At 40.0% G+C, this 25,090-nt stretch carries 27 protein-coding genes; 7 read left to right on the forward strand and 20 right to left on the reverse strand.

Annotation, left to right across the window (positions count from 1 at the left end; translation table 11 throughout):
- The first annotated feature begins 397 nt into the window (after nucleotides 1-397).
- The gene (locus QL984_RS16115) at nucleotides 398-877 is read left to right on the forward strand and encodes an RNA-binding protein (RefSeq protein WP_013464268.1); all 480 of its coding nucleotides are present in this window, start codon (nucleotides 398-400) and stop codon (nucleotides 875-877) included.
- Here the strand turns inward: QL984_RS16115 and murI are convergent.
- Nucleotides 840-1,628, reverse strand: a complete 789-nt coding sequence (murI, locus tag QL984_RS16120; RefSeq protein ID WP_036957268.1) for a glutamate racemase — start codon at nucleotides 1,626-1,628, stop codon at nucleotides 840-842. The genes QL984_RS16115 and murI overlap by 38 nt on opposite strands.
- A gap of 66 nt (nucleotides 1,629-1,694) precedes the next feature.
- Complete coding sequence (locus QL984_RS16125) at nucleotides 1,695-2,819, reverse strand: DUF5610 domain-containing protein (RefSeq protein WP_036957269.1); 1,125 nt, start codon at nucleotides 2,817-2,819, stop codon at nucleotides 1,695-1,697.
- A gap of 164 nt (nucleotides 2,820-2,983) precedes the next feature.
- On the opposite strand from QL984_RS16125, the gene trmA reads away from it, so the two are divergent.
- Complete coding sequence (gene trmA, locus QL984_RS16130; RefSeq protein ID WP_036957271.1) at nucleotides 2,984-4,081, forward strand: tRNA (uridine(54)-C5)-methyltransferase TrmA; 1,098 nt, start codon at nucleotides 2,984-2,986, stop codon at nucleotides 4,079-4,081.
- A 74-nt stretch (nucleotides 4,082-4,155) separates the two neighbouring features.
- On the opposite strand, the gene QL984_RS16135 is transcribed toward trmA, so the two are convergent.
- The 4 genes from QL984_RS16135 to ccoG all read right to left on the reverse strand — a co-directional run bounded on the left by QL984_RS16135 (nucleotide 4,156) and on the right by ccoG (nucleotide 7,959).
- Entirely contained in the window at nucleotides 4,156-4,794 is a 639-nt protein-coding gene (locus tag QL984_RS16135) for a thiol:disulfide interchange protein DsbA/DsbL (RefSeq protein WP_008113400.1), read from the reverse strand.
- 19 nt (nucleotides 4,795-4,813) lie between these two features.
- Nucleotides 4,814-5,437 carry a thiol:disulfide interchange protein DsbA/DsbL gene (locus QL984_RS16140; protein ID WP_028834987.1) on the reverse strand — a complete coding sequence of 208 codons (624 nt, stop codon included), beginning with the start codon at nucleotides 5,435-5,437 and terminating at the stop codon, nucleotides 4,814-4,816.
- A 35-nt stretch (nucleotides 5,438-5,472) separates the two neighbouring features.
- The gene (locus QL984_RS16145) at nucleotides 5,473-6,447 is read right to left on the reverse strand and encodes a serine/threonine protein kinase (RefSeq protein WP_013464263.1); all 975 of its coding nucleotides are present in this window, start codon (nucleotides 6,445-6,447) and stop codon (nucleotides 5,473-5,475) included.
- 81 nt (nucleotides 6,448-6,528) lie between these two features.
- Nucleotides 6,529-7,959 carry a cytochrome c oxidase accessory protein CcoG gene (ccoG, locus tag QL984_RS16150; protein ID WP_138764663.1) on the reverse strand — a complete coding sequence of 477 codons (1,431 nt, stop codon included), beginning with the start codon at nucleotides 7,957-7,959 and terminating at the stop codon, nucleotides 6,529-6,531.
- Nucleotides 7,960-8,241: 282 nt separating this feature from the next.
- Between ccoG and QL984_RS16155 the strand changes: the two genes are divergently transcribed.
- Both QL984_RS16155 and QL984_RS16160 read left to right on the forward strand, forming a co-directional pair.
- Complete coding sequence (locus tag QL984_RS16155) at nucleotides 8,242-8,601, forward strand: hypothetical protein (protein ID WP_013464261.1); 360 nt, start codon at nucleotides 8,242-8,244, stop codon at nucleotides 8,599-8,601.
- Complete coding sequence (locus QL984_RS16160; RefSeq protein ID WP_013464260.1) at nucleotides 8,601-8,807, forward strand: hypothetical protein; 207 nt, start codon at nucleotides 8,601-8,603, stop codon at nucleotides 8,805-8,807. The genes QL984_RS16155 and QL984_RS16160 overlap by 1 nt, the downstream gene beginning before the upstream one ends.
- Nucleotides 8,808-8,819: 12 nt before the next feature.
- On the opposite strand, the gene QL984_RS16165 is transcribed toward QL984_RS16160, so the two are convergent.
- From QL984_RS16165 to gspC, 13 genes are all read right to left on the reverse strand, one after another.
- Nucleotides 8,820-9,407: a UPF0149 family protein gene (locus tag QL984_RS16165; RefSeq protein WP_036957273.1), complete on the reverse strand. Its 588-nt coding sequence runs from the start codon at nucleotides 9,405-9,407 to the stop codon at nucleotides 8,820-8,822.
- 22 nt (nucleotides 9,408-9,429) lie between these two features.
- Nucleotides 9,430-10,188, reverse strand: coding sequence for a type II secretion system protein N (locus QL984_RS16170; RefSeq protein ID WP_013464258.1), 759 nt, complete (start codon nucleotides 10,186-10,188; stop codon nucleotides 9,430-9,432).
- Between the two features lie 3 nt (nucleotides 10,189-10,191).
- Nucleotides 10,192-10,665, reverse strand: coding sequence for a type II secretion system protein M (locus tag QL984_RS16175; RefSeq protein WP_016900330.1), 474 nt, complete (start codon nucleotides 10,663-10,665; stop codon nucleotides 10,192-10,194).
- Nucleotides 10,662-11,870, reverse strand: a complete 1,209-nt coding sequence (gene gspL / locus QL984_RS16180; protein WP_036957275.1) for a type II secretion system protein GspL — start codon at nucleotides 11,868-11,870, stop codon at nucleotides 10,662-10,664. The genes QL984_RS16175 and gspL overlap by 4 nt, the downstream gene beginning before the upstream one ends.
- Nucleotides 11,867-12,853, reverse strand: coding sequence for a type II secretion system minor pseudopilin GspK (gspK, locus tag QL984_RS16185; RefSeq protein ID WP_013464255.1), 987 nt, complete (start codon nucleotides 12,851-12,853; stop codon nucleotides 11,867-11,869). Before gspK ends, gspL begins: the two co-directional genes overlap by 4 nt.
- Nucleotides 12,853-13,518: a type II secretion system minor pseudopilin GspJ gene (gspJ, locus tag QL984_RS16190; protein WP_013464254.1), complete on the reverse strand. Its 666-nt coding sequence runs from the start codon at nucleotides 13,516-13,518 to the stop codon at nucleotides 12,853-12,855. The genes gspK and gspJ overlap by 1 nt, the downstream gene beginning before the upstream one ends.
- Nucleotides 13,519-13,893, reverse strand: coding sequence for a type II secretion system minor pseudopilin GspI (gene gspI, locus QL984_RS16195; protein ID WP_016900327.1), 375 nt, complete (start codon nucleotides 13,891-13,893; stop codon nucleotides 13,519-13,521).
- Nucleotides 13,893-14,480 carry a prepilin-type N-terminal cleavage/methylation domain-containing protein gene (locus QL984_RS16200; RefSeq protein WP_016900326.1) on the reverse strand — a complete coding sequence of 196 codons (588 nt, stop codon included), beginning with the start codon at nucleotides 14,478-14,480 and terminating at the stop codon, nucleotides 13,893-13,895. Before QL984_RS16200 ends, gspI begins: the two co-directional genes overlap by 1 nt.
- Nucleotides 14,481-14,529: 49 nt before the next feature.
- Nucleotides 14,530-14,952 (reverse strand): type II secretion system major pseudopilin GspG, encoded by a 423-nt coding sequence (gspG, locus tag QL984_RS16205; RefSeq protein WP_016900325.1) that lies wholly within the window; start codon nucleotides 14,950-14,952, stop codon nucleotides 14,530-14,532.
- 69 nt (nucleotides 14,953-15,021) lie between these two features.
- On the reverse strand, nucleotides 15,022-16,257 hold the full coding sequence (gene gspF, locus QL984_RS16210; RefSeq protein WP_016900324.1) for a type II secretion system inner membrane protein GspF: 1,236 nt from the start codon (nucleotides 16,255-16,257) through the stop codon (nucleotides 15,022-15,024).
- Between the two features lie 2 nt (nucleotides 16,258-16,259).
- Nucleotides 16,260-17,825: a type II secretion system ATPase GspE gene (gene gspE / locus QL984_RS16215; RefSeq protein ID WP_016900323.1), complete on the reverse strand. Its 1,566-nt coding sequence runs from the start codon at nucleotides 17,823-17,825 to the stop codon at nucleotides 16,260-16,262.
- Nucleotides 17,818-19,884 (reverse strand): type II secretion system secretin GspD, encoded by a 2,067-nt coding sequence (gene gspD / locus QL984_RS16220; RefSeq protein ID WP_016900322.1) that lies wholly within the window; start codon nucleotides 19,882-19,884, stop codon nucleotides 17,818-17,820. The genes gspE and gspD overlap by 8 nt, the downstream gene beginning before the upstream one ends.
- A gap of 23 nt (nucleotides 19,885-19,907) precedes the next feature.
- Nucleotides 19,908-20,852, reverse strand: a complete 945-nt coding sequence (gene gspC, locus QL984_RS16225) for a type II secretion system protein GspC (protein WP_013464247.1) — start codon at nucleotides 20,850-20,852, stop codon at nucleotides 19,908-19,910.
- A gap of 201 nt (nucleotides 20,853-21,053) precedes the next feature.
- On the opposite strand from gspC, the gene hslR reads away from it, so the two are divergent.
- Nucleotides 21,054-21,476 carry a ribosome-associated heat shock protein Hsp15 gene (gene hslR, locus QL984_RS16230; RefSeq protein ID WP_013464246.1) on the forward strand — a complete coding sequence of 141 codons (423 nt, stop codon included), beginning with the start codon at nucleotides 21,054-21,056 and terminating at the stop codon, nucleotides 21,474-21,476.
- A gap of 12 nt (nucleotides 21,477-21,488) precedes the next feature.
- Nucleotides 21,489-22,334 (forward strand): Hsp33 family molecular chaperone HslO, encoded by an 846-nt coding sequence (gene hslO / locus QL984_RS16235; RefSeq protein WP_013464245.1) that lies wholly within the window; start codon nucleotides 21,489-21,491, stop codon nucleotides 22,332-22,334.
- Here hslO and QL984_RS16240 read toward each other — a convergent pair.
- Nucleotides 22,331-22,459: a hypothetical protein gene (locus QL984_RS16240; protein ID WP_013464244.1), complete on the reverse strand. Its 129-nt coding sequence runs from the start codon at nucleotides 22,457-22,459 to the stop codon at nucleotides 22,331-22,333. The two genes, hslO and QL984_RS16240, sit on opposite strands and share 4 nt — an antisense overlap.
- A 138-nt stretch (nucleotides 22,460-22,597) precedes the next feature.
- Between QL984_RS16240 and QL984_RS16245 the strand changes: the two genes are divergently transcribed.
- On the forward strand, nucleotides 22,598-24,136 hold the full coding sequence (locus QL984_RS16245; RefSeq protein WP_013464243.1) for a phosphoenolpyruvate carboxykinase: 1,539 nt from the start codon (nucleotides 22,598-22,600) through the stop codon (nucleotides 24,134-24,136).
- Nucleotides 24,137-25,090 lie beyond the last annotated feature (954 nt).

Consider the following 25,090-nt stretch of genomic DNA (forward strand, 5'->3'; position numbering starts at 1 on the left):
CGTTGCGACGTTGTCGCTAGGGATGCGTATAATACATCCTTTATTTTTCGAGTCAACACTTAATTTTAAACTTTCTTTCGATGATTTAAATTTAAGTTTTACTTAACTCTCTGAGTAGCTCATGCCTCGCTATGCGTTGCCGTTCCCCGTCTCAGTGGGGTCGCATTATAGGGAGATCCGAAAACAGATCAACCTTTTTTTTAGATCTTTTTACCGTTTGCTTAAGTTTCAAACAAACGAGGCTAAAATAGTAAAGAAACGCCTTACTATCGGTTGTTTTTTACACTCTTATTAACTATTTGCTATAAATTTCATTGCTATGTTCAATTAAGACGTTAAGATAGCAAGTTCACAATGTTAAATTAATGTTTATTTCCTGTTTATTGGTAGATCAAAAATGAAATTACCCGATCAAAAATCTTTTATCTTCGCAGTTATTCTTGCTGTTGTTGGTTTTGTTATCGTTAAGTTTGCGCTTGCAAGCCTAGCATTAGACCCTGCACTTCTATTCGGTGCCGGTTTATTAATTGGTGGACTTGTTATTGCTGCAATGTCATCAGTAAGTACAGAAGAAGCCGAAGTAAAAACAAAAACACTTTATGTTGGCAATCTTCCTTATCGCGCAAATGAAGGTGTAGTTCGTACTTTATTTGAAGAGCAAGGCAAAGTATTTAACGTTCGTTTGTTAAAAGATAAAAATACTGGCAAGCGTCGCGGTTTTGGCTTTGTTGAAATGGCACAAGCAGATGCTGATAATGCGATTGCTAAGCTAAACGATAGTGAGTTCCAACAACGTACTTTGAAAGTACGTGAAGCAAAACAAAAACAAGAAGATGATTCTAACTCTTATCGTTCAGAGTCGGATCAAACAGTGTAACTTGCTTAACCGCTAGTTTATCACTACATACATCAGCCGTTGCATAATAGTGCAGCGGCTTTTTTATGCCTGCTTGATTATTACTTAATTTGAGTAAAGAACTAACTCGCTTAGCAATGGCCGCACCAGAGTCTAATAACTGTACTTGCGTATTAAAGTAATCACTAATTGGTTTAGCTAAAATAGGAAAGTGAGTACAGCCTAATACCAGCACATCTATATCGTTATTAATATTTAATCGGTCTAACTCAGTGTGCAACTTATCGATATCTAAGTGCTGGGTAAAAAAGAGAGTCTCTGCTAAAGTAACCAGTTCAACACTACTATATAAACTTGTGGTTATCGATGATGCATGTTCTTTTATAAGTGCATCAGTATACGGGCTTGATACCGTTGCGGGAGTTGCCAATAAACCTATATGCTTTGATTGCGTTAATTGCGCTGCGGGTTTAATTGCAGGTACTACCCCAACAATAGGAATATCGGTAATTTGACGTACCGAACTTAACGCTGATGTTGAGGCGGTATTGCAGGCTATAACAATTAAGTCGACATTTAGTGACTCATCTTTAATAAATTGAATCAATCCACATAGGCGATTAATGATGGTTTGTTGCGACTGTGCGCCATATGGCAATAATGCATTATCCATAAAATAGCTGTATTGAGCATGAGGAATGCTTTGCTGAATATGCTCAAGCACGGTGGTTCCACCTATACCTGAATCAAATACCATGATGTGCGCTGACAAACTACCATTCCTACTCTTTACTAAGAACGGCAGTTTGCCATGTGGCTTTTGTAAAAGAAAGTAGTTTTACTCAGTGCCTAGCTTTGCAGTAGCGGCGTTTAATTTATCTAAGTTTTCAAACATGGTGTTAGTGTAATCAACCAGTTTATCTATTTCTTGTTGATCTTGATTTAGCCATTGAATGATACCTGATAGCTGACTTTCTAATCCTAGGGTTTGCGCTTTAGAGTAAGCCGATTTTAGATCATCATTAAAAGGGGCAACAGTTTCGGCAATGGCTTTTTCTGATGTTGGCTTAATTTGTTCATACTCTTTAATGGCAGCAACGGTTTTGCTTTGACGTAAGTCCATTGAGAATGCCACCAGCTGTTCATTCCCTAAACTGAGTTCTTGGGCTTGTTCAAATGCTTTGTCTAAATCGCCACTGAAAAAGGTTTTACTTACATCTTGTAACTCTGCCATTAAATCATTTATGGCTTGCTGCTCGTCTTCATTAAGCTCACCGTTTACTGACATCGAGAAAGAGAGCTCACGGGATTCAGAAAATTGCGTACTAAATGATTGTGAATCATCTGTTTTTTGATAGCGACTAGATGATTGCGATTGATAAGCATCTGCAAAGCTAATACTCACCTCATCACCTTCTGCTGTGGTGAATGTGTAATCAGCACTATTGCTTAAACTTACATATTGCGCCTGACTTACAGTTACGCTTGCAGGTTGTGGGTTAAATAAGTTCTGCTCAAATTTGTCGAGACCACTAAAGATACTCTCTTTTGACTTATCAATACCCTCTTCAAGTTCTTGATTAAATACGCCCATGCCTTTTAATTCATCCACAGCCTCATCAACACCCGTCTGCACTCCTTTACGTGCCTGGCTAAGTATATCTTGTAGTTTCTCATCATTAGCACCATTGGCTTTGGCTTTATTTACCGAGCTTGTTACAAAGTCTAAAACATTTTTAACGACTTCATTAAAATCAAACAGTGGTTTGTCTTTTTTGGTTTCAGCGACCGGCAAACCTAGTTCTTTTGCCATTTTGTCACCTAATACGGCAGCAGCCAGTTCTTTTCCTCGTTGCTGATAACTAGTTGGTGGCGAGTCTATTTTAGGCTGTGGCATTGCTTGTTTAGTATTGTATTTATTAGCATTACTGTTTGGAACAAAACTAAAGTTACCTATTTTCATGAGAAGACTCCTATTTAGACTTACCCTTATATCGGCCAAGTAAGCCTATACTGTAGTAAAATGCTCAAAAAAAGCTCACTATATTTGATCAAAACTAGACAAATACGCTTCGCTCCCTACAATAGCGCCGATAAACAGATCTCAACGATAAGGTTATACCGTTAATGGCAGTTATAAATATAGATACCACGCAGTACGATGCACAATTAAATGAAAAAGAGCAGCGTATTACAGAGCAATTTCAACGTTTCGGTGTAAAACAGTTAGAAGTATTTAGCTCTGAGCCCATTAACTACCGCCAACGTGCAGAATTTAGAGTATGGCACGATGGTGACGATCTGTTTCATATTATGTTTGATCAACAAACAAAAGATAAAATACGTGTTGATACCTTTGACCCTGCAGCTCCTTTAGTAGGTGAAATTATGCAGGTGATGATTGAAAATTTAAAAGGCTGCGAAGTACTACGTCGTAAATTATTTCAAATAGATTATTTATCAACCCTCAGTGGTGAAATTTTAGTGAGCTTGCTATATCACAAGCCACTTGATGAACACTGGTTAACTGAGATCAATGCCTTAAAGGAAAAGCTAAGCAGCCAATACAAAATTGACTTTATTGGCCGTGCACGTAAGCAAAAAGAAAAATTGGGCGATGACTTTGTTACTGAGCGCTTAATGGTGAATGGCCAAGAGCTAATCTATCAACAGGTAGAAAATAGCTTTACTCAGCCTAATGCGAAGGTGAATATTAAAATGTTAGAGTGGGCACAAGAGTTATGTAAACCACTAAACAATGATTTACTAGAGCTGTATTGTGGTAATGGAAACTTTTCTATTGCACTTGCTAGTTCATTTAATAAAGTGCTGGCGACGGAAATATCAAAATCGTCGGTGCATTCAGCGCAATATAATATTGCTCAAAACCAAGTAACTAACTTAGATATTATTCGCATGTCGAGCGAAGAGTTTACTCAGGCAATGAAAGGCGAGCGTACTTTCTCTCGCTTAGATGGCATTGACTTGAGTAGTTACAACTGCCAAACCATCTTAGTCGACCCGCCTAGAGCAGGCATGGACACGCTTACGTGTGACTTAGTGGCTAATTATGAAAATATTATTTATATCTCATGTAACCCAGACACATTAGAGCGTGACCTTGAACACTTAACGCAAACCCACGAGGTTAAGCGCTTTGCAATATTTGATCAGTTCCCTTATACACACCACATTGAATCTGGTGTGTTTTTACAACGTAAATAAAAAAAGCATTAAACAGCGCACGTTGTAAGAATAAAAAAAGCTCCTTAAGGAGCTTTTTTATTTAACCAAACTACTTATTTATTTGCTAAGTAATTAATGAGTGCGCTTACATCTTCTGGCGATGAAATGCCTGACTCACCACCTAAGTTAAGCTTGTATTTACCATTAACGATAAACGTAGGAACGCCACGAAGTGCCCCTTTGCCTTTAAAGTAATCTTGGTCACGTTTCATTTTAGAGCTAAGTGTACGTACCGAGAAGCTTTCAAATAATTTATCAAACTTGTCGCCATCTACGCCTTGAGCTAAAAATACATCTTTTACATCTGCAAGCTCATTAAAACGAGCGCGCTTTGCATGGATATGATCAAACATCGCTGAAATAATTTTATCTTTTTGAGGTAGTACTTCAGCTGTAGCTAATGCTTGGCTGATCATGGTTTGATGTTCTGGGTCACGTACACCCACAAAATCTACATGGCTTTTCTTAAACTTTACGTTTTTATCTAGCTTAGGTTTGATCTCGGCCAGCAGTGGTTCCATGTTATTACATGCAGGACAGTAAAAAGAGAAAAACTCTTTTACTTCTGGTTTTCTGGTTGCACGATCAGAGACGACATCATAATGCACGCCCTCTTCGTAAGTGGCAGCAAAACTGGTTGCAGCTAAAGGGAGTAATACAGCAAGTAACCCTGCTTTAACTAATTTGATCATTATTGTGGTGCTCCAAAAATTATAGTTTTAGTAAAAAGCTAATTAACTCATCAAGTTCTTGTTGGCTCTTGATTGTATTAATATTGATTTTGTATTTGTCATTTACGATAAATGTAGGCACGCCAGTTAATGCACCAAGTTCAGAATATTTATTCTGCTTATCTTGCATGGCACGTTCAGCTGCTATGATAGGCAAACTAGCGATGTCGTTATCAAATGTCGCGTTATCAATTGCATTAAGCTCTAATAACTTTTTAACGTCTTTAATTTCAGTTAATGGCGCACGTTGTATATGAATGCTTTTAAAAATTTGCGCTGTTACCGCTTCAGCTTGACCGTGTTTCTTTGCGATTAAGTAAGCAAAGCTTAAATTACTTTGCGCTTGTGGTGAAACGCCTCCCAAAAAGTTGACATGATTTTTTACAAATTCAGCCCCTTCAGGTAAGTTTTCTGCAATCCCTTTGGCTACCGGCTCAAATTTAAAACAATGTGGGCAATAGAAAGAGAAAAACTCGGTTACATTCGGGGTTTTACTTTTTTCAACATCAATTACAGTGTATTGATTACCCGCTTCAAAGTTGGCAGCTAATGCTGCGAAAGGTAAACATAGGATCAGTAAACTTAGTTTTAATTTTTTAAGCATGAATATCTCGTTATACTTCTTTTTAAATAAAAATATTATGGCAATAATTTTAACGGGGCTTCTTGCAAAGCTGCAAACTGCTCTTTAAGCGCTAAAATTTGTTGCTCCCAGTATTTGTCATCTGCAAACCATGAAAAGTTCCGTACAAAAGCAGGATCACTCCAACGTTTTGCAACCCACCCCATGTAATGAATCATACGCATAGCCCGAAGCGGTTCGATCAGCTTAAGTTGTGAGTGATCAAAATCGCAAAACTCTTCATATGCATTCACTAAAGTGTCTAACTGTAACAGCTGTGTTTGTCGATCGCCACTGAGCATCATCCATAAATCTTGAATTGCAGGACCTTGACGGCTATCGTCTAAATCAACAAACATTAATGCATCTCCTGCCCATAGGATATTACCAGCATGGCAGTCACCATGTAAGCGAATGCCTTCTACATTTTTATATTGCTGTTGAGTTTGAGCAATGACTAAATCTAAAATAGTGTAAAAGGAAGTCTCTAATCCCATAGGGACTAACTTACTTTTTTGTAAATGAACTTTAGCTGTATCTAAATATTCATCACAGGTAACGGTCGGTCTTTGGGTAAAGGGTTTCGTTTTGGCTACTTGATGCATACGACCGATTAAACGCCCGAGTACATCGAGTTGATCTAAATTGTCCACCTCAAATAAACGCCCGCCTACACTTGGGAACAAAGTAAACAAATACCCTTGATGTTCAAACAAGCTTTGCCCATTGTGTTTTATTGGCGCCACCACCGGTACTTCGGCGGCAGCTAGTTCAAAAGCAAAGTCATGCTCTTCTTGAATTTGCGCTTTGCTCCAGCGCTCAGGGCGATAAAACTTAACGACGTAACGCTTTGCACCCTCGGCCACAAATTGATACACCCGATTCTCGTAGCTATTTAGCGCTAACAACCCTGACTCAGCATAAATATCCACGCTTTCTATGGCATCCAAAATAAGATCTGGGGTTAAGTCAATAAAGCTAAATTTACTCATATACTTCTTATATAAAAAGAAAAGCGGGAATATCCCGCTTTTTTGTTAATAACAGTGCTCGTTTGCCTTTAATAAAGCGACTTATCGTGCTTTAAAAAAGTTGCTTGGCTGCGATATTTTATTATCGGGCTCGTTTATTGGCGACAACACAAAGTTAAACTCGGTCATTGGCGCTTTTAAATCATAAGGATCCATTACCAGTGATAGCGGTACATTATGCGATTCACCAGCGTTTACTGTAAAGGTAGTATCACCTAAGTATTTATAATTATCTAACCCCGTTACATCAATAGAGAACGTTTGCTCGTATTGTGCTTTGTTAATCACTTTTAAGGTGTAGGTGTTTTCAACTAAACCATTAAAATCGACACGATACAACTGGTTGCGGTCGCGAATAATATCAAAGTCCATGGTTTTACGCATGGCGATATTAGCAACCAGCGCACCGGTAAGTAAGATTAAAATAACACTGTAACCAATCAGCTTTGGACGCAGCGGATGGGTTTTATTCTCTGGTGTTTCTAAATTACGCTCGGTGGTGTAAGAGATAAGGCCTCGAGGGTAATTCATTTTATCCATTACGCCGTCACAGGCATCAATACAAGCGCCACAGTTTATGCACTCATATTGCAAACCATTACGAATATCAATCCCGGTTGGGCAAACCTGCACACACAAGTTACAGTCAATACAGTCACCTAAACCTAACTCTTTAGGGTTTTGTTTACGAGAACGTGGTCCTCGGTTTTCACCACGAGTTTCATCATAGCTTACAGTAAAAGTGTCTTTATCAAACATTGCTGACTGAAAACGTGAATACGGGCATATATGTAAACACATAATTTCTCGCATCCACCCAGCGTTACCATAAGTACAAATAGTAAATACAATGATACTAACTAAGGCATAACCGCCCACATTAAAAGTAACAAATTCAGGCAGTAGTTCGCGAATAGGCGTGAAGTAACCAACAAACGTTAACGCAGTATATAAAGAAAATAATACCCAACTAGTGTGCTTAGCTGTTTTACGCCAGAACTTGTCAAAATCCATCGGCCGTTGATCTAACTTTTTACGTTGGTTAGCGCTGCCCTCAAACTTTTCTTCAAACCAAATAAAAATGAAGGTCCATACTGTTTGCGGACATGTATAGCCACACCACACTCGACCATAAAAAGTGGTAACCAGAAATAGGGCAAACGCCGCTAGCATAAATATAAATGCAAGAATGGTGAAGTCTTGTGGCCACAGGGTTAAGCCAAAAATATTAAATTTTTGCTCCATTAGCTCAAATAAAACAGCTTGTTGACCGTTAAAGTTGATCCATGGCAATAACATAAACGCCAGCATGCCTAAAAAGCCAATACGTTGTCTTAGTAATTGATGAAGCCCTGAAACAGCACGCACATAAATACGGTTGCGTGGGTTAAATCTATCTTCTTGACGGCTCAGATCGGGTTTTTGGATCTTAACCTCTGTTGGTATGTTTTTTACTTTAATTTGCTTATCCATTGAAGTTCCTCAACGCCGCTAGGAAATAAAAATTCAGCAATCTTTTTGTACTTTTCGCCTAAGTGTAGCAACTTACATGCTAAACATAATACGCTTTAGGTCGCACTTGTATACTTTCAGATATTTCAGAAATATCTAATTACTCCTCTTATTATACGCATATTGGCTAAAATTACTGACTAGATTGCTAATAATTTATTCAACTTGTGACTTGCTTTTAAGGTGTATTTTATTACACTTGCCGGCTACTAACGTGTTGTTTGGATCAAGGTTTGTGTATTTATGAAGAAATTTTTTATACTAGTGGTTGTGATCCTAGCATTTTTTACCATTGATCACCCCTTGGTAAAAGAGCCTCGTGAGCGCTTACTCGGTGATGGTATAGGCTTGTTAAGCAGCACAACTAAAGTCGATCGTTTTCCTGTCGCAACCATGACAAGAAACAAAATTAATAAACAGTTAGCACTTTCAAGATCCGAAGAAGACTATATTGATAAAACCTTTACCAATGATGAGTCAGTAAAGTTGTTTGAACTACGCTATTGTCGTCAAGGCGATCTAAACCTTTACTTTTATTCAGAACGTTTAACAACGGTATGTCGCATTATCAAAGAGTCATTAGCGCAAGCGAGAGTGAAATAATGGATTTTTCTGGATTAAATAAAAAAGCAAGTAACTCATTTCACAAGCACCGCACTATGCTTAAGCAGTTGGCACAAGGTAAAACACTTAAATGTGAGCATTGCCAAGGTGTATTAACGTTAAATTTAGCCACCAGCGAACCTGGTAAGGGAGTAATACAGTGCAAACAAGGTTGCACTGATATTGAATTAGAGATTGGCGCTTAAGGCTTTACCTACTTATTCATCCCACCCTTCATCGGTATACAAACCACTATTAAGCGCGACAATTTCTATAAGTTCAGCAAAACCTAACGCAAAGTCGCCCATTAATTCATACTGCTGCGCACACAAATGTAATTCATCGATATTATTTTGCTGTGCAATCTGTGCAATCGTTGGTTTATCTAATGCAAAAAAGCTAAGAGTCGCCTGTGCGCTTTCAAGCGCTTGCTTGTATTGAATATCTAGTTGCTCACTTTGGAGTAACTTATGAGTATACGTTTGGCTTGCAGTTAAAAAACCTGCAGACCACTGCTGACAAAACTCAAGGTCAAACTCAACGGGTAACTTATAATCAAGTTCAAATACTTGTTCACTTACTTGATGATGTAATGCCATAAACAAAAACAACATGTCTTCATCAAGGTCATTGGCGGTATTAGGTAGAATTTGCTCTAACCATTGATGTACTTCTAATGGCTCAGGTGAACAAATAGTGCCAAATAAATAACCTTGGCTTTGAATAAGGCTCATAGCGCCGGGCTGGGTAGTTAAAAACTCGCTGAGCAGTTTGGCGTGCTGCTCAGTAAACTGAGGTATTTGCATTAAAACTCTTTTTTATAAAATATTAAAATTTAAGTGGATACCGACCTTGGTTATCTGGTCTACCTAAAAACTTCACCGCGTCATGAACTTCTTTCGGTAAAGTGAGATCAGGTTTAACATATCCCGCTACTTTAAAATCAAAATTGGCTTTTAGTGTAGCATCAGCCTCTAACCCTAATCTATTATTTGGCTCGATAAGTATGGCTACATCGCCCGACTTACAACTTAACTTACCGCTTAAATCGCCTATATTAAACCAACCAGTTAGCCCTTGCACATCAATATCAGGGCTGGCTATTTCACCTTGTAATGATTGGCAATAAGGAGCGCCTGAAACGTACTCATCGAGCTCTAAAATAACGCGTCCTTTAGCAGTAACCGGTAACGGTAAATCAATGCGCTGCATAGCGCGCTCAACCGTTGAACGCACTACAGTATCAGTTATTCTAAGTTCATCATTTGTGAGAGAATAACTAATATCTGCATACCCAGAAATGTCATCACGTTCGCGAGGATTACCAAAACGTAAGTTAGTATTTACTTGAGCTTTAAAGATTGACCAGCCTGATATATCCCAACGTACATTATTCAACTGTTCACCTTGAAAGCGAAGCTGCATTATTTGACCTTGCCATAGCGTACCAAAAGTTTGCCCTACCTCTAACTGCGCAGGTAAGTAAGGTTTAGCAAAATTTAAAGCCACTGCAGCGGGCAATTTAATAACGCTAAAAACAAGAAAGCTAATTACAAAAACGATGGATAAAATTATTATTTTTTTCATTAACTACTTCTCTAATACTAAACGGCTAACGCGTACATAACCGGATTTATCATCTTGGCTTAAATCTAAATTTTCTACGCTTAAACCATGCTGATTAACCAGCTCGTCAATCCATTGGATTAATTGATTAAACTCCACTGAGTCGAGTGTTAAACGAAGTGAATTATCATTTGGCTGCATTTTACTAATATTAATGCTGTAACGACCGCGCGTATTATTCACTATTTGGCTGAGGTTTTGATTGCTCACCGCTTGCGCTTTACCTGCTGCTTTAAGTTTAACGATACTGTCGTCTACCCATGCTAGCAATTCTTGTTGTTTTATTTGTGATTGTTGCGCATTTTCTATTGCCGTATTTAAGGGTCTAAATATACCCATTACCAAAACAAAAATAATAAATACACCACCCGCAACCATTATTAAGTGCTGCTCTTGTTCTTTTAATGAACCCCAATATTTCATGAACTGCTGTTTCATTGTGCACCTCGCAGTCTAATTTCGCCGACGATATAATCACCATCATTATTTAACGACCCCTGCTCAACAGTCACACCTTGCTGCTCAAGAATGGCTTTAACCTTACCAAAGGTTTGAAAGTCTTTTGCACGAGCACGAATACGTAATTCATTACGGCGCTTATCAAAACGTAAGGTTTGCGGTGTAAATTCGCTCACTTGTGAAAATACACTCACCAGCTTGCTGGTTAAATCTAAAAAGCCAGCATCGCTCGTACCTTGTACTTTATCCAGTGCTCCCTGTATTTGATTTTTAATTAAGTGAGGGCGCACCCGCGTGCCTGGAAAGGCTTTTTGAAATCGCTCTACTACTTGTGATTTAGCTACCTCAAGCTGCGAATTAAGCTGATGTAATTCAACCGCTTTAATAGCCACACTCGATAGCAAAGCAATAACACTAATTATGGTGGCACTTTTCCAGTAACCCCACCATAAAGCCGTTTTCTTTTTAATCGTGTAAGGCCCTTGACGCAAATTAAATTTAAGCTGATCTAGCTGCTTAGCAAATAATGCTAACGGCAGCTCATAGTCACTGGTTTGCGGATGCAAGGTAAGCGTTTCGGGAAATTGCTCTGCAGGGCTGTAATGTTTTATATCAGGGTTACCTAAAGCCGTTAGATATTCCTTTAACCAGCTGCTTTCAACCGCACCGATATGCCAGTCACCTTTTTTAAATAGCCATTGCTTGTTGAGCTCAATTGCCGCTACACAAGGCTCTTCTGCACTGGGCAATAACAAGCCATCCGGCACTATTTTATGAGCAGTGAGCTGGTGTTGCTCAAACACCTCTAACCAGTGCTCAAACCAATCACGGTTCGTTAGCGCAATCTTAATTGCATGCTGCTCATCAACCATAGTTGGCTCCCCAAGCGCGATATAAACGTCGTCTATATCACATGCAAGATCTTCTTCGAGCATATAGGGCAATGCTTGCTCTAATTTACGGCTCCACTTTGTTGGCAGTGTCACCGTTTTTAATTGCACTTGGTCACATGGTAAAAGTACCACAAGTTCTCGGGTTAATGCTTTTTCAGTTAGTTCACTTAACTGATTGGCATTTTGTAGCTCGCCACTGGCTATTATTTCTTGTTCTTGTGGTGAGTATATTAACCAGTTAAGTAAATCTTGCTCGGTTTGACCCGTGCGGATCAACAGTATCTCTGTCACTGTACGCCTCCAAATTTTCGCGCCAGTATCGTTACCTCGCCATTGCTGGCATACAGTAATGTGGTCATCGAAAAACGCAAATCAACAAATTTTGCCTGCGTTTGTAATTTAAAATATTCACTTTTTAAACTAAAAAGCTTTTCTACTGCTTTGATATTTTTGCCGCCTTGTTGTTTAACAGACTCAAAAAACTCTTCAATATTATCAAAGCCATTTTCAGGTCGCGCTGCAATTACCGCTTGAGCACCCGAAACACTCAGTTCGTCTATTAGGCCACTGAGCAATAAAGCTTGCTCTTCAGTGACTGTATTAACATTAATTGAAAGTAACGTACTACCTGGGATCACACAGACAAAAGGCAGCACTTTTTCCATCACTAAAGGGTTAAAGCCTTTAATTAAACGCAGTTCAGATACCGAAGCAAATAGGCTATTAGCCGTCATATATGGAAACTGACGCGATAAATACTCCCCCTCTTCGGCACCAGAGCGATAGGTTATACTGTTCTCATCAAGCCAATCAAACACACTGTCGGCCATCCCTTCTTCTGATTCATCACTGGGTAAATCATCTATATTTTCTAAAATAGCAAACAACGCTTTATGTGCTGGGTTAGTTTTATTACCGCTATTTGGGTCTGGCTCAACCCCAAGCGCGTTTAAATTTAAACACGCTTGTAAATCAGTCAACTGGCCGCTTAAAGTGCCGTTCTCAACAGGGTACTTTACATCGCCTTGCTTTGCCCAGGGCTGCGCTAATGTGGTTTTTTCAGGATCGTCTTTTTTACTTTGAATTAAACCTTTAATTGCTAGCTCTTCAGCACCATAGGCATACCATTTCGCTTGTTGCTGACTTTGTAAATTGGTACTTCTTTGTACTTGCACCATTAAATTAGCACTCATTTCAACGGCTAAAATAGCTGCAAGCGCTACAATAAATAACACAATAACCAAAGCCGCGCCGCGCGAAGATTGTTGGTTCATCAAGGCGTACCCCGGCCATTAGGTTGCGACGGGTTAGTCCCCTCAGTTACTGGTTTAGGTAGCTCTTTACCGAGTCCTGGCACTAAAAACACACGCCTGATAGGCTCCGCATCCATTTGCTTTATAGTTACCGCAACGGCTTTGGGTAATGCCTTAATTTGCCAGTCTTCTTGCCACTTACCGCTACCATCTAAAAACTCAAATTTAAGCTCTTCGACTGCGGCTAAAATAACTTGGCTACGAGGCTCCATATTATCGAGTTGATCGACATAAATGCGATATACGCGTTCTAACTTGTCATCAATGACGCGATAACCAACAGCTTGTAACTCTGAGCGAGGGAGTAAGTTAATGGGATTCATCCAACCATCACGTACAAAGGCAATACCGTCAAGCTGGCTTTCTAAAATGTAGCGTCCAGCAAGTAAATATCCCTCTTGAAAATCTCCAGCTTCATTACGTACTTGGCGTTTAGTCATTTGGCTAAAGTCTTGATCCATCAATCTAAATGCAGTTTGTAAGCCATTTAGTTCAGCAATTTTTTCATCTGATGCTTGTTTAGCTCGCGTTGTGGTATCAAGTATTTGGTGGGTGGCCATAATCACAAACGCCAACACACCCAGTGCCACCATCACTTCTAATAATGTAAAACCGCGCTGCTTCACTTAAGGCTTACCTTTATTTAAGTAAGTGCTTAACTCATAAATTGAATTTTCGTACTTATCATCCGTAAACACATTAATAGTGACTTTTACAAAGCTCTTGTCGGCAGTGGGCACAACATCTTGGCGCCAAAACCATTCAATACCCGCCATCATCTCACTGCCGCGGGTACCATTTTTACCTTGCCATTTTTCGCCTTTCGTTCGTTGTTCTACCAATACATTCTCAGCGACCCATGAGCCATACGTTTGTTCTTCAATACTTGATAAGTGATGAATATGCTCACCGGTTGCTTGCATTGCCGCAATACCCGCCATGGCACAAATACTCAGTGCAACTAAGACTTCTAATAATGTAAACCCGTGATATTTTTTCATTATTGGGGCTCTCGACGAAAATCGACTGGGGCTGCAAATTTACCTTCAATAAAGTACACCGGCTCTGACTGATCTTTTAATTCAAGCATGAGCTGAAACGCACTTACATCGGCAGAGGATAAAATAAGCACTTGCGGTACTTTTAACTTTTTAAGCTCTAATAAACTGTCTTCATTGTTACCACTCATTAGCTCACGCCAATTTGACTGCTCTAGTAAGTTATCTTGTGCCCAAGGTAGGTCTTCAAGATTAAGTGTTAATTTAAATTGGGGTTCGATCTCAATTGGCTTAAATAAAGCTTCACGATCAAAGCTAATCCATTTTTCGCCATCAAAAACTAAAAATTCAAGCGTATTTTGCTCAACTAAAAGGCCTAATTCTATTTGATTAAGCACCGCAAATTCCGATGCGGCATTAATGGTGGTATGCAGCCTATTTGCTTGCTTGTCTAACGCTTCTTCAGCGCCGCCATCTAAGCTGTATACCACCATTTTGGTGGCAAAGGCGATGATCACCAATACCACTAAAATTTCTATTAAACTAAAACCATAATGCTTTGCACTCAGGTGCTTAGGGCTTACCTGCATGGCAAGCCCCAATGTATTATGTTTAAGTGCATGGTAAGGTTATTGGTCATTACTGCTTATCTTCATCCCAATTACCAATGTCATCTTCGGTGGCTGGTTCGCCATCTGGACCCATCGAAAAGATGTCAAATTTACCTATTTCTCCAGGGCTGATTAATTGATAATTATTACCCCATGGATCTTCTGGTAACTTGCTAATAAAGCCACCATCAGGAAAACGCTTTGGAATGGGCTCAATACTGGTTTTAGTAACTAATGCCTCTAAACCCTGCTCTGTACTTGGGTAGCTTTTATTTTTAAGCTTGTACAAACTCATCGCATCTTCTAACTGCTGAATATCTAAATGCGCTTTATCAATAGCCGCTTCTTCTTGCTGGCCCATAATATTAGGTGCCACAATCGACATGATCATGCCGATGATAACCAGTACCACCATGACTTCTAATAAAGAAAAACCTGATTGTTTATTCACGTTATTACCTCGTTATTCTAAAAACACTAAGCAAAAATGATTTGTTTAAATCATTAATATAAAAAATACTTAAAGACCTACGGCCTTGTTCATTGCCATAATTGGCTGCAAAATTGCCATTACTATGAAAAGCACAATCACTGCCATAGAGGCAATCATTGCCGGTTCCAATAATTTTAATGATACATTAACCATACTTTCAAACTCGCGATCTTGATTGTTAGCAGCACGCTCTAACATTTGCTCAAGTTCACCGGACTTTTCACCACTGGCTATCATATGTAGCATCATTGGTGGAAACAACTTAGTTTGCTGTAGTGAAGCACGAAGACTCGCCCCTTCACTGACTCTTTCTGCGGCATCTGCCACTGCTTGCTTTATTTTTTCGTTAACCAACACCCCACCTGAAATACGCATTCCTTCAAGTAGCGGCACTGAGCTTGACGATAAAATACTTAATGTACGGGCAAAGCGCGCCGTGTTAATACCTCTAGCAACCTTACCTATGCCTGGCATATGTAATACTTTTGCATCCCACCAAAACCGTACTTTAGGTTTTTTAAGTGCGTATTTAATTCCAATAGCAATCGCCGTGATCGCTAATAAACTAACAAACCAATAATTTTGTACAAAATGACTACCCGCCATGACCCATTCGGTTGTCCAAGGTAATACTTGTTTGGTTTTTTCAAACGTTTTTAGTATTTTAGGCACCACAGTACCTAATAATACTGAAACAATACCAATAGCGAACACGACCAAAATAATGGGATACACCATCGCTTGCGTAATTTGGCTACGCATGTGTTGGCGTTGCTCGGTGTAATCAGCCAATCTGTTAAGTACTTGATCTAAGTGACCTGACTTTTCACCTGCGGCCACCATTGCACGGTATAAATCGTCAAATACATGCGGAAATTCACTCATCCCATCAGCAAGCGTATACCCTTCCACCACTTTAGAGCGCACAGACATTAACATACGTTTTAGCCGTGGTTTTTCACACTGCTCAGCCACCGCCATCACGGCACCCTCAACGGGTAAGGCTGACTGAATTAGGGTCGCAAGTTGACGTGTAATCAAAGCAAGATCTGACGTTGATATTGTCGGCTTAAATAAAGAGCCTAATAATGGCGCTTTTTGACCTCGAACTTGTTTATCATCTTGAGCAGCTGGCACCACCTCGAGGGGGGTTAGCTTTTGATCACGTAAAAGTTGGCGAACTTGCTTTGCTGTATCCGCTTCTAAAATTCCTTTTTTTTCTTTTCCCCGGCCATCTAATGCGCGGTATTCAAACGCCGCCATAGCTAACCTTCCTCACGCGTTACGCGCAGCACTTCTTCAAGCGTTGTTTTACCTGCAAGCACACGGCTGCAACCATCTTGACGAATACTTGGGCTGCGTTTACGAATATATTTCTCTACGCTTTGCTCACCTTTACCGCTGTGGATCATTTCACGAATGGTTTCGTCGACAACTAATAACTCGTGAATACCAGTACGACCTCGGTAGCCATTAAAGTTACACTCTTCACACCCTACCGCGCGGTAAATCGTCGGTGCATTGTCAAACGATACGCTGAGTAATTCACATTCACGCTCATCTGCAACGTGACCTTCTTTACAGCTATTACATAAGGTACGTACTAAGCGCTGGGATAATACCCCCAGTAATGAAGACGATAATAAGAATGGCTCAACACCCATATCTTCCATACGGGTAATTGCACCTGAGGCGGTATTGGTATGCAATGTAGACATAACTAAGTGACCAGTCAGCGATGCTTGTACACCAATTTGGGCTGTTTCTAAATCTCGTATTTCACCGACCATAACTACATCAGGATCTTGACGTAAAATAGCGCGCAGACCACGGGCAAAAGTCATATCAACCTTGGTATTAACCTGTGTTTGGCCAATGCCAGGAATTTCGTACTCGATTGGATCTTCAACCGTTAGAATATTGCGATCCCGCGAGTTAATTTGGCTCATACCTGCATAAAGCGTGGTACTTTTACCAGAGCCTGTAGGGCCTGTAACTAAGATTATACCGTGAGGCTTACTAATTAAATCAGCAAATAGCTCTCGGTTTTTCGCGGTCATGCCTAAATCTTCAAGGTTTAAACGCGCATTGTTTTTATCAAGCAAACGCAATACGACTCGCTCACCAAAGCTCGATGGCATAGTCGATACACGCACATCTACTGCACGCCCTGCAATACGTAAACTAATACGGCCATCTTGCGGTATACGTTTTTCTGCAATATCGAGTTTGGCCATTACTTTAATACGCGATACCAGCAAAGAGGCTAATTTACGATTAGGTTTTAAAACTTCTTTAAGTACGCCATCCACTCGAAAACGAATAACCAGTTCTTGTTCAAACGTTTCAATGTGGATATCAGATGCGCCTTCCTTAATGGCCTCACTCAACATGGCATTAATGAGTTTGATAATAGGCGCGTCGTCATCACCAGCAAGTAAATCTTCAGTTTGAGGAAGCTCATCAGCTAGTGAGAATAAATCAACCTCGTTACCAATGTCTTCCATCATTTGCTGAGTTTCTGAGCTGTCACGTTGATACGATGCTTCTAGTAATAACTCAAATTTATCATCTTCTAGTTGCTCAAGTGTGAAGCCATGTCCTGCAATGCGGCGCACTTCTAGCAATACATCAATATCCAACTCGCCACGGTAGTAAACAACTCGGTTATCCTTATGTTTACTAAGTAACGCACCCACCCGCCTTGCATATGAAAACGGCAAACGCTTTGCAGGCAGCTCAATTAAATCCTCTTGTTCAAGCATTTCATCGTTGTTATGTGCAGCTGGATGAACAACGTCTTGATTAATATCTTCTATCGCATTAGTCATTGTTACGCTCTTGTGCATTTTGTTTGCGTAAATGCTCTTCGTACGTAGGTGGTAACACTAATTCGTCATTCCACTCAGGTAAAATAGGCGTATCAGACATTGGCATCAAGTTAATGCCATCTTCACGCTTTTTAAATTGCTCACCGCGAATAAAGTTATATTTACTAAAGCTGAGCTTATTCATACTAACGCCATCGCGAATAATGGTCGGTCTAATAAACACGATTAGATTACGTTTTCGCTTTGTTGTATTAGTTGACTTAAACAAGTGGCCTAAAATAGGAATGTCGCCTAATAGTGGCACTTTTGAAACGCTCTCTTGTACATCTTCATCAATCAAGCCGCCCAATACCACCATACCGCCATCATCGGCCATTACAGTAGTTTTAATTGCGCGCTTGTTCACCGAAATATCGACTGCTGTTGCGCCACTAACACTTGAAACTTCTTGCTCTATGGTCAACTGCACCGCTGAACCATCATTAATTTGTGGTGTCACTTTAAGTTTAATACCCACCTCTTGACGCTCAACCGTTTGAAATGGATTTTCATTGTTACTACCTGTTTGTGAACCGGTAATAATAGGCACTTCTTGACCAACTAAAATAGATGCTTCTTCGTTATCCATAGTGGTAATAGATGGAGTCGCTAGGATATTAGAGTTAGTATCGGTTGAAACCGCTTGAACAATTGCGCCCCAGTCGTTTTTTATCACTCCCATGGCTAAACCATTAATACCACCAAGTAATGAGGCTAGTGGGCCGTAGTCACCTTCAGTTGTTTCATCATATTTGGTGACAGTACCTGATTCAGTACCAATGATATTTTTAGTCACCGTTTTATCACGGGCTTGTTCTGCCGCTACGGCTAACGAACCAACAGGTACTGTTGTACCATTATTAAATTGTAGCATCCCACCTTGCTCTGAAATCCATTGCAGGCCAAAGTTAACGCCATCACCTTCCATCACTTCAATAATAATGGCTTCTACTAATACTTGTGCGCGGCGAATATCTAAACGCTCAATAACCGATTCAAGTGAACGCATCGTATCTGGCTGAGCGGTGATCACTAAAGAATTTGAATCAGGATGTGCTTCAATACTCGTGTCGTTTCTATTACTACTACGCGCATTGTTGGTTGCTCCGCCTTTTGAATCCTCTGCCAGCGATTTACTCACACCTTGAAGTACTTTGACTAAATCTTCTGCCTTTGCGTAGTTTAGGTAAAATACTTTGGTATTACCTTGGCTTTCAAGTTCGCCGTCGAGACGTTTAATAAGCTCAATGGCGCGGGTACGAGCTTGACCTTCACCACTCACAATCACGCTATTAGTTCGGCCATCAGCCACAACTTTAGGAATTAAAAACTCAGGAACGCTGCCCTTGCCACTGTCTTTATAAATATTATCAACTACCGATACCACATCATCAGCTGTTGCATATTTAAGTTTTACAATATCAACGCGCTTATCACCCGCTTGGTCAACAGAGCGAATAATTTCTACCAAACGATTAACTGAGGCTGCGTGTCCTGTTAGCATCATCACGTTAGCGGCATTAAAGTTAGCAACATGACCGCCATCTTTTTGGTCACTAAACTGGCGAACCAAAGGGCCTAACTCTTGTACGCTGACATTTTTAACTCGCACAACCCGAGTGATCATCATATCGCCAGCTGCATCGCTGTCCGTTGTAATTAACGGTACATTGGATTTTTTAGCATCTGAACTTTTTTCTATTTTTATAATGTTGTTATCCATTTCAACAGCTGAATAGCCGTAAACTTCTAATACATTTAAAAAGAATTGATAATAAAGTGCCTCATCCATTAACTCATAACTGCGCACATTAACTTTGCCACGCACGTTAGGATCAATAATGATGGTTTTATTAAGGTTTTTGCCTACAATATTAATAAACTCATTAATATCTGTGCCCTTAAAGTTAGCAGCATATTCAACAGCAGCAACCGACATAGAAAGACTTGCCGCTAAAAAAAGTGCCGCATACTTAGCTAACCCTTTTTTAATTTTTTTGAGGTGTAGCACCTGAACCATTATGTTAAAACTCCAAAGCTAAGTTATTGCAGACTAAAAAGTACATCGATTTGCTCACCATCACGCTCTATGGTGATAGTTGCATCGGTACTATTTCGCAGCTCATTCATTGCTGCCATAGCCTGTTTTAAATCAGTTAATTGATAGCCGTTAATTGCCACGGCCAAATCGTTATTTTGTAATCCCATTTGTTTAAATAATTCAGGCTCTTTACCTGGACTCAAACGGTAACCTATAAGTTCCCCATCATTCATAGCTTGGGCAACACGTATGTAATCAAATAATTTACCAGGCTCTTCTAAAAGCTCTTCGCGGGTTTCTATTAATGCTTCTTTTACTTCAAGGTTGGCAGTCGCATCTATCTGCTCTTCACTTTGCGATGAAGGTGCTAACGGCCCCATCTCAGGCTCATCTCGCGCGGCTAGTACCGGCATAGACACCGTTTTGGTAAAGTCGAGCCCATCAAGCATTAAGGTTTCAAAGCGGCCGCTTACATCTAAAATGACACGGTCTGGGAGTATTTGCGATACCTTTGCACGTGTACCTTGAATAACATCTTCAACTAAGTAACTCGCCTGGCGACCTTGCGATTCAATAATGGCCATCCCCGCTTTATCATCATTACTCACAGCAACAATACCGGTTAAATTTATACTTAAGCGCGTTTCAGGGGCATTATTAATAACTTTGGCTTGGGGGGCAGTATTGGTGTTTTTTGTTACATTTACTTTACCAAATAAAAATTGCCCAATAATCGAATCGACAGACTGGTTATTGCCGCCCGTGACTTGACTAGAGTAGCTACTGGGAGCAAGAGGAGTTGTTACTGGGTGCGGCCATAAAAGCCAAACGAGCTTTGATGACAAAAATGCAATATAAACAATAACTAAAACCATAACTAACACGCTTAATTTAGCGTGTGGCAAACGGTTTAATAGCAGTTTAAATTGTTGAACGTGCTGTTCCATAAGTAGTGTTCTTATTTTAATTTATAGCGAAATCACCCAGCCATAGTACCTTTTCATTTTTCATTCAACAAGCACGCTAATATTAAACTTTGTAAACAGATTAATTTATCTTCCTCATTAGTTACAGAATCAAGCTATAACTTCATGGCATACCTATTTCATGGTAATTTAGCTAATAACCGAATTTACTAGAGATGTTCCATGACAAAGAAAGCTAAACTCAACGACAACTCAGAAAACTCGAGCGAACTTAAAGTCAGGTTAGATAAATGGTTATGGGCTGCTCGATTTTATAAGACGCGAGCAATAGCACGCGAAATGGTACAAGGCGGCAAAGTACATTATAATGGTCAACGTAGTAAGGCCAGCAAAATTGTAGAAATTGGCGCAGTTATAAAGCTAGCCCAAGGCGTTGATGAAAAAACTGTCACAGTATTAAATATACTTGAAAAGCGCCAAAGCGCCCCCATTGCACAGACCTTGTATCAAGAATCTGATGCAAGTATTGCTAAGCGTGAAGAAAATACTATCGCACGCAAAAATAACAGCTTCTTTGCACCTCATCCGGTTAAAAAGCCTGATAAAAAGCAAAGACGCGAACTTTTAAAAATGAAATCAAGTTAGGTATAGCCGCTCATGCAACAAGATTTACTTCATCGCTATTTATTCGACAATCTCGATGTTCGTGGCGAACTCGTACAAATAGACAACGCTTACAATGAAATGATTGCTAAACACAATTACCCAGAGCCCGTTAAAGCATTACTAGGTGAGCTGCTTGTTGCAACCTGTTTATTAACAGCAACATTAAAGTTTGAAGGCGAAATTGCCGTTCAACTACAAGGTGATGGGCCGGTAAAATATGCCGTTATTAACGGTGACGACCAACAAAATATGCGTGGCATAGCACGACTTCAAAGTGAAGTGACAGGGTCAACAGTTAGAGAGCTTATAGGCCAAGGTTACATGGTTATCACTATTACTCCGACGCAAGGGGAGCGTTACCAAGGTATAGTGCCTTTAGAGCATGATACCTTAAGTGAATGTATAGAAAGCTATTTTGAGCAATCTGAACAATTAAAAACGCGCCTTTGGTTTGCAACCGACACCACAGAGGGAAGCGCCAAAGCATGTGGGCTATTTTTACAAGTGCTACCTGTTGATAAACAAAAGTCGATTGAAGATTTTGCTCACTTAGAAGCACTCAGCAATACCATTAAAGATGAAGAGCTATTAGAGCTCGATGCCAATACTATTTTAACGCGTCTTTATCATGAAGATAATCCGCGAGTATTTGATCCTCAACCAATTCAATTTAAATGTGGCTGTAACCGCGAAAAAACGATGACGGCTTTAGTTAATGTTGGCCAACAAGCGCTTTTGGACGATGTTGAAAAAAATGGTGAGATTAAAATTAGCTGCCATTACTGTTTAAAAGATTATGTGTTTAACGAGCAAGATATAAAAAGTATATTTAACTAATCTACTTTTATAAAACACAGCACAAAATAGCCATAATTTTTTATGGCTTTTTTGTGCCTAAAAAATGACACCGGTATCACAAGCTGAGCATTTTTCATGACACCGGTATCATTGAAATTATTCATGTTTTTTCCTTAATTTATATGTTTTTACGGCGTTTATAAGCTCGAATATCCTTAATCCATCTGTTACTATAATTGCAGCTTAAAGGTTACTAAGACCCAGAGCTATCCCGTTCAATCTCACACAATTTAGGTATAAACATGACTTCAAGCGCTACCCGTTTTGTCGATCTAACTGCAGCTGAACTTGTCGAACACGCTATCAGCCGTGGCGAAGGGACTTTAGCCGCCAATGGTGCTTTTGTAGCTAACACTGGTCGTCGTACCGGTCGTTCTCCAAAAGATCGTTTTATTGTTCAAGAATCAAGTACTGAAAATGAAATCCAATGGGGTAATGTAAATCGCCCATTCGATGCAGATAAGTTTGACGCGTTATGGGCACGTGTAGAAGCACATGTGCAAAGCAATGACCACTTTATCTCTCACCTTGAAGTTGGCGCTGATCCAGAGCACTATCTTCCAGTGGTTGTAACAACAGAAACTGCTTGGCACCATATCTTCGCTAAAAACATGTTCATCCAACCAGAATCATACAACAAAGCAGACTTCCCTCAGTGGCAAGTAATGAATGTACCTTCGTTTGTATGTGATCCAGAACGCGATGGTACCAATAGCGATGGCACAGTTATTATTAACTTTGCACAACGTAAGGTGTTACTTGCTGGCATGCGCTACGCGGGTGAAATGAAAAAATCGATGTTCTCTGTGCAAAACTTCCTACTACCAGCGAAAGGTGTATTACCAATGCACTGTTCTGCTAACGTAGGCGAAGCAGGCGATACTGCGTTATTCTTTGGTTTATCTGGTACAGGTAAAACAACGTTATCAGCCGATCCAACTCGCTTCTTAATCGGTGATGACGAGCACGGCTGGGCACCAGGTAGTGTATTTAATATCGAAGGTGGTTGTTACGCTAAATGTATCGACCTTTCTCAGAAAAACGAACCTGTTATCTGGGACGCTATTCGATTCGGTACAATTTTAGAAAATGTCGTACTTGATGAAAATCGCGTTCCTGATTTTAATGATACCAGCCTAACTCAAAATAGCCGTGCAGCTTATCCACTGGAGCATGTTGAAAAACGCAAAGTTGAAAACCGTGCAGGCGAGCCTAAAGCGGTTGTATTCTTAACATGTGATGTAAGTGGTGTCCTTCCTCCAGTATCTGTACTAACCGAAGAAGCTGCAGCATTCCACTTCTTAAGTGGTTACACTGCAAAAGTAGGCTCTACAGAAATTGGCTCTACCAGTGATATCGAATCTACATTTTCAACCTGTTTTGGCGCACCTTTCTTCCCACGTCCTGCAGGTGTCTACGCAGAACTTCTAATGAAGCGTGTACGCGAGTTCGGCGCTAAAGTTTACCTAGTTAATACAGGCTGGACAGGGGGTCCGTACGGTATTGGTAAGCGTTTCGATATTCCAACAACACGTGCTGTTGTTGACGCAATCGTATCTGGAAAATTAGCTGGTGTTGAAACTCAACACATTGACGTGCTAAATCTAGACGTACCAGTTGCAGTACCAGGCGTTGATAGCAAGCTGCTTAACCCAATTAACACATGGGAAGACAAAGCAAAGTATGCTGAATATGCAGCTAAACTAGCCGCTGATTTCACAGAAAACTTCGCAAAATACGACGTATCTGAAGAAATTAAAAATGCAGGCCCTAAGGTTTAATAATTACCTTTAACCTCATAATTGAAACGCCAACCTTGAGTTGGCGTTTTTGATCCTACTTGGTTTATTCCACAAATATCATTTCTTTAATATATTCTGCAAAATCATCTAATAGCTAAAATAAAGACCATAGTCACTTTTCAGCCCAACTTAAATGAGTTTTTCTATATGCATACAGCGATCTTATAAGGCCTTAAAAAAGCTGTAGCTGATTCGTTTAAACATTATATATTTAGGCTAGCAATATATGCGTACATTAGACTTGATAGCGATGTGAAGTACACGCTTCCCCTTCTATATTCAAGGTCACACACGACTATGACTTCACCAACAAAGTAGATTAGTATTGTACACAGTCCTAAGTAATCACGTTGGGCTTAATCGCTGAACTCCCTTAGCATTTTACTCACCACAGGCCTTTAGTGTGTCATTCCTGCGTACGTAAAAAGCCCGACGATTGCTAATCGGGCTTTCTAAATTTGGAGCCATGGTGTGCTACTTCGTAGCAACAACACAATAGAATATCGTGGTGTCAGCTCTGATCAACTCTCTTCCTTTAACCTATTACCTTTTACCTTGACCTGCATTTTCACTTTCCTACAGACGTAAAAAAGCCCGACGATTGCTAGACGGGCTTTCTCAATTTGGAGCCTGGTAATGTCGTAGTGCCCACAGCGGTAGAGTATGTATTAGGCTCTAAGGTGCTCGTCGCATTCTTTTACCCATAGCTTTCGAGATACTCAACCCACGCTACAAAGTACAGGTTGACACTGTGCAACTGATAGCTGATAGCTGACGGCTGATAGCTAATATTTTTACTTTCCTGCAGACGTAAAAAAGCCCGACTATTTCTAGTCGGGCTTTCTTTAATTTGGAGCCTGGTAATGTCCTACTTTCACATAGCAAATGCTACACTATCATCGGCGCTGTTTCGTTTCACTACTGAGTTCGGCA

Origin of the sequence: Pseudoalteromonas sp. APC 3495, from assembly GCF_030407645.1 — a bacterium.
Classification (GTDB): domain Bacteria; phylum Pseudomonadota; class Gammaproteobacteria; order Enterobacterales; family Alteromonadaceae; genus Pseudoalteromonas; species Pseudoalteromonas tetraodonis.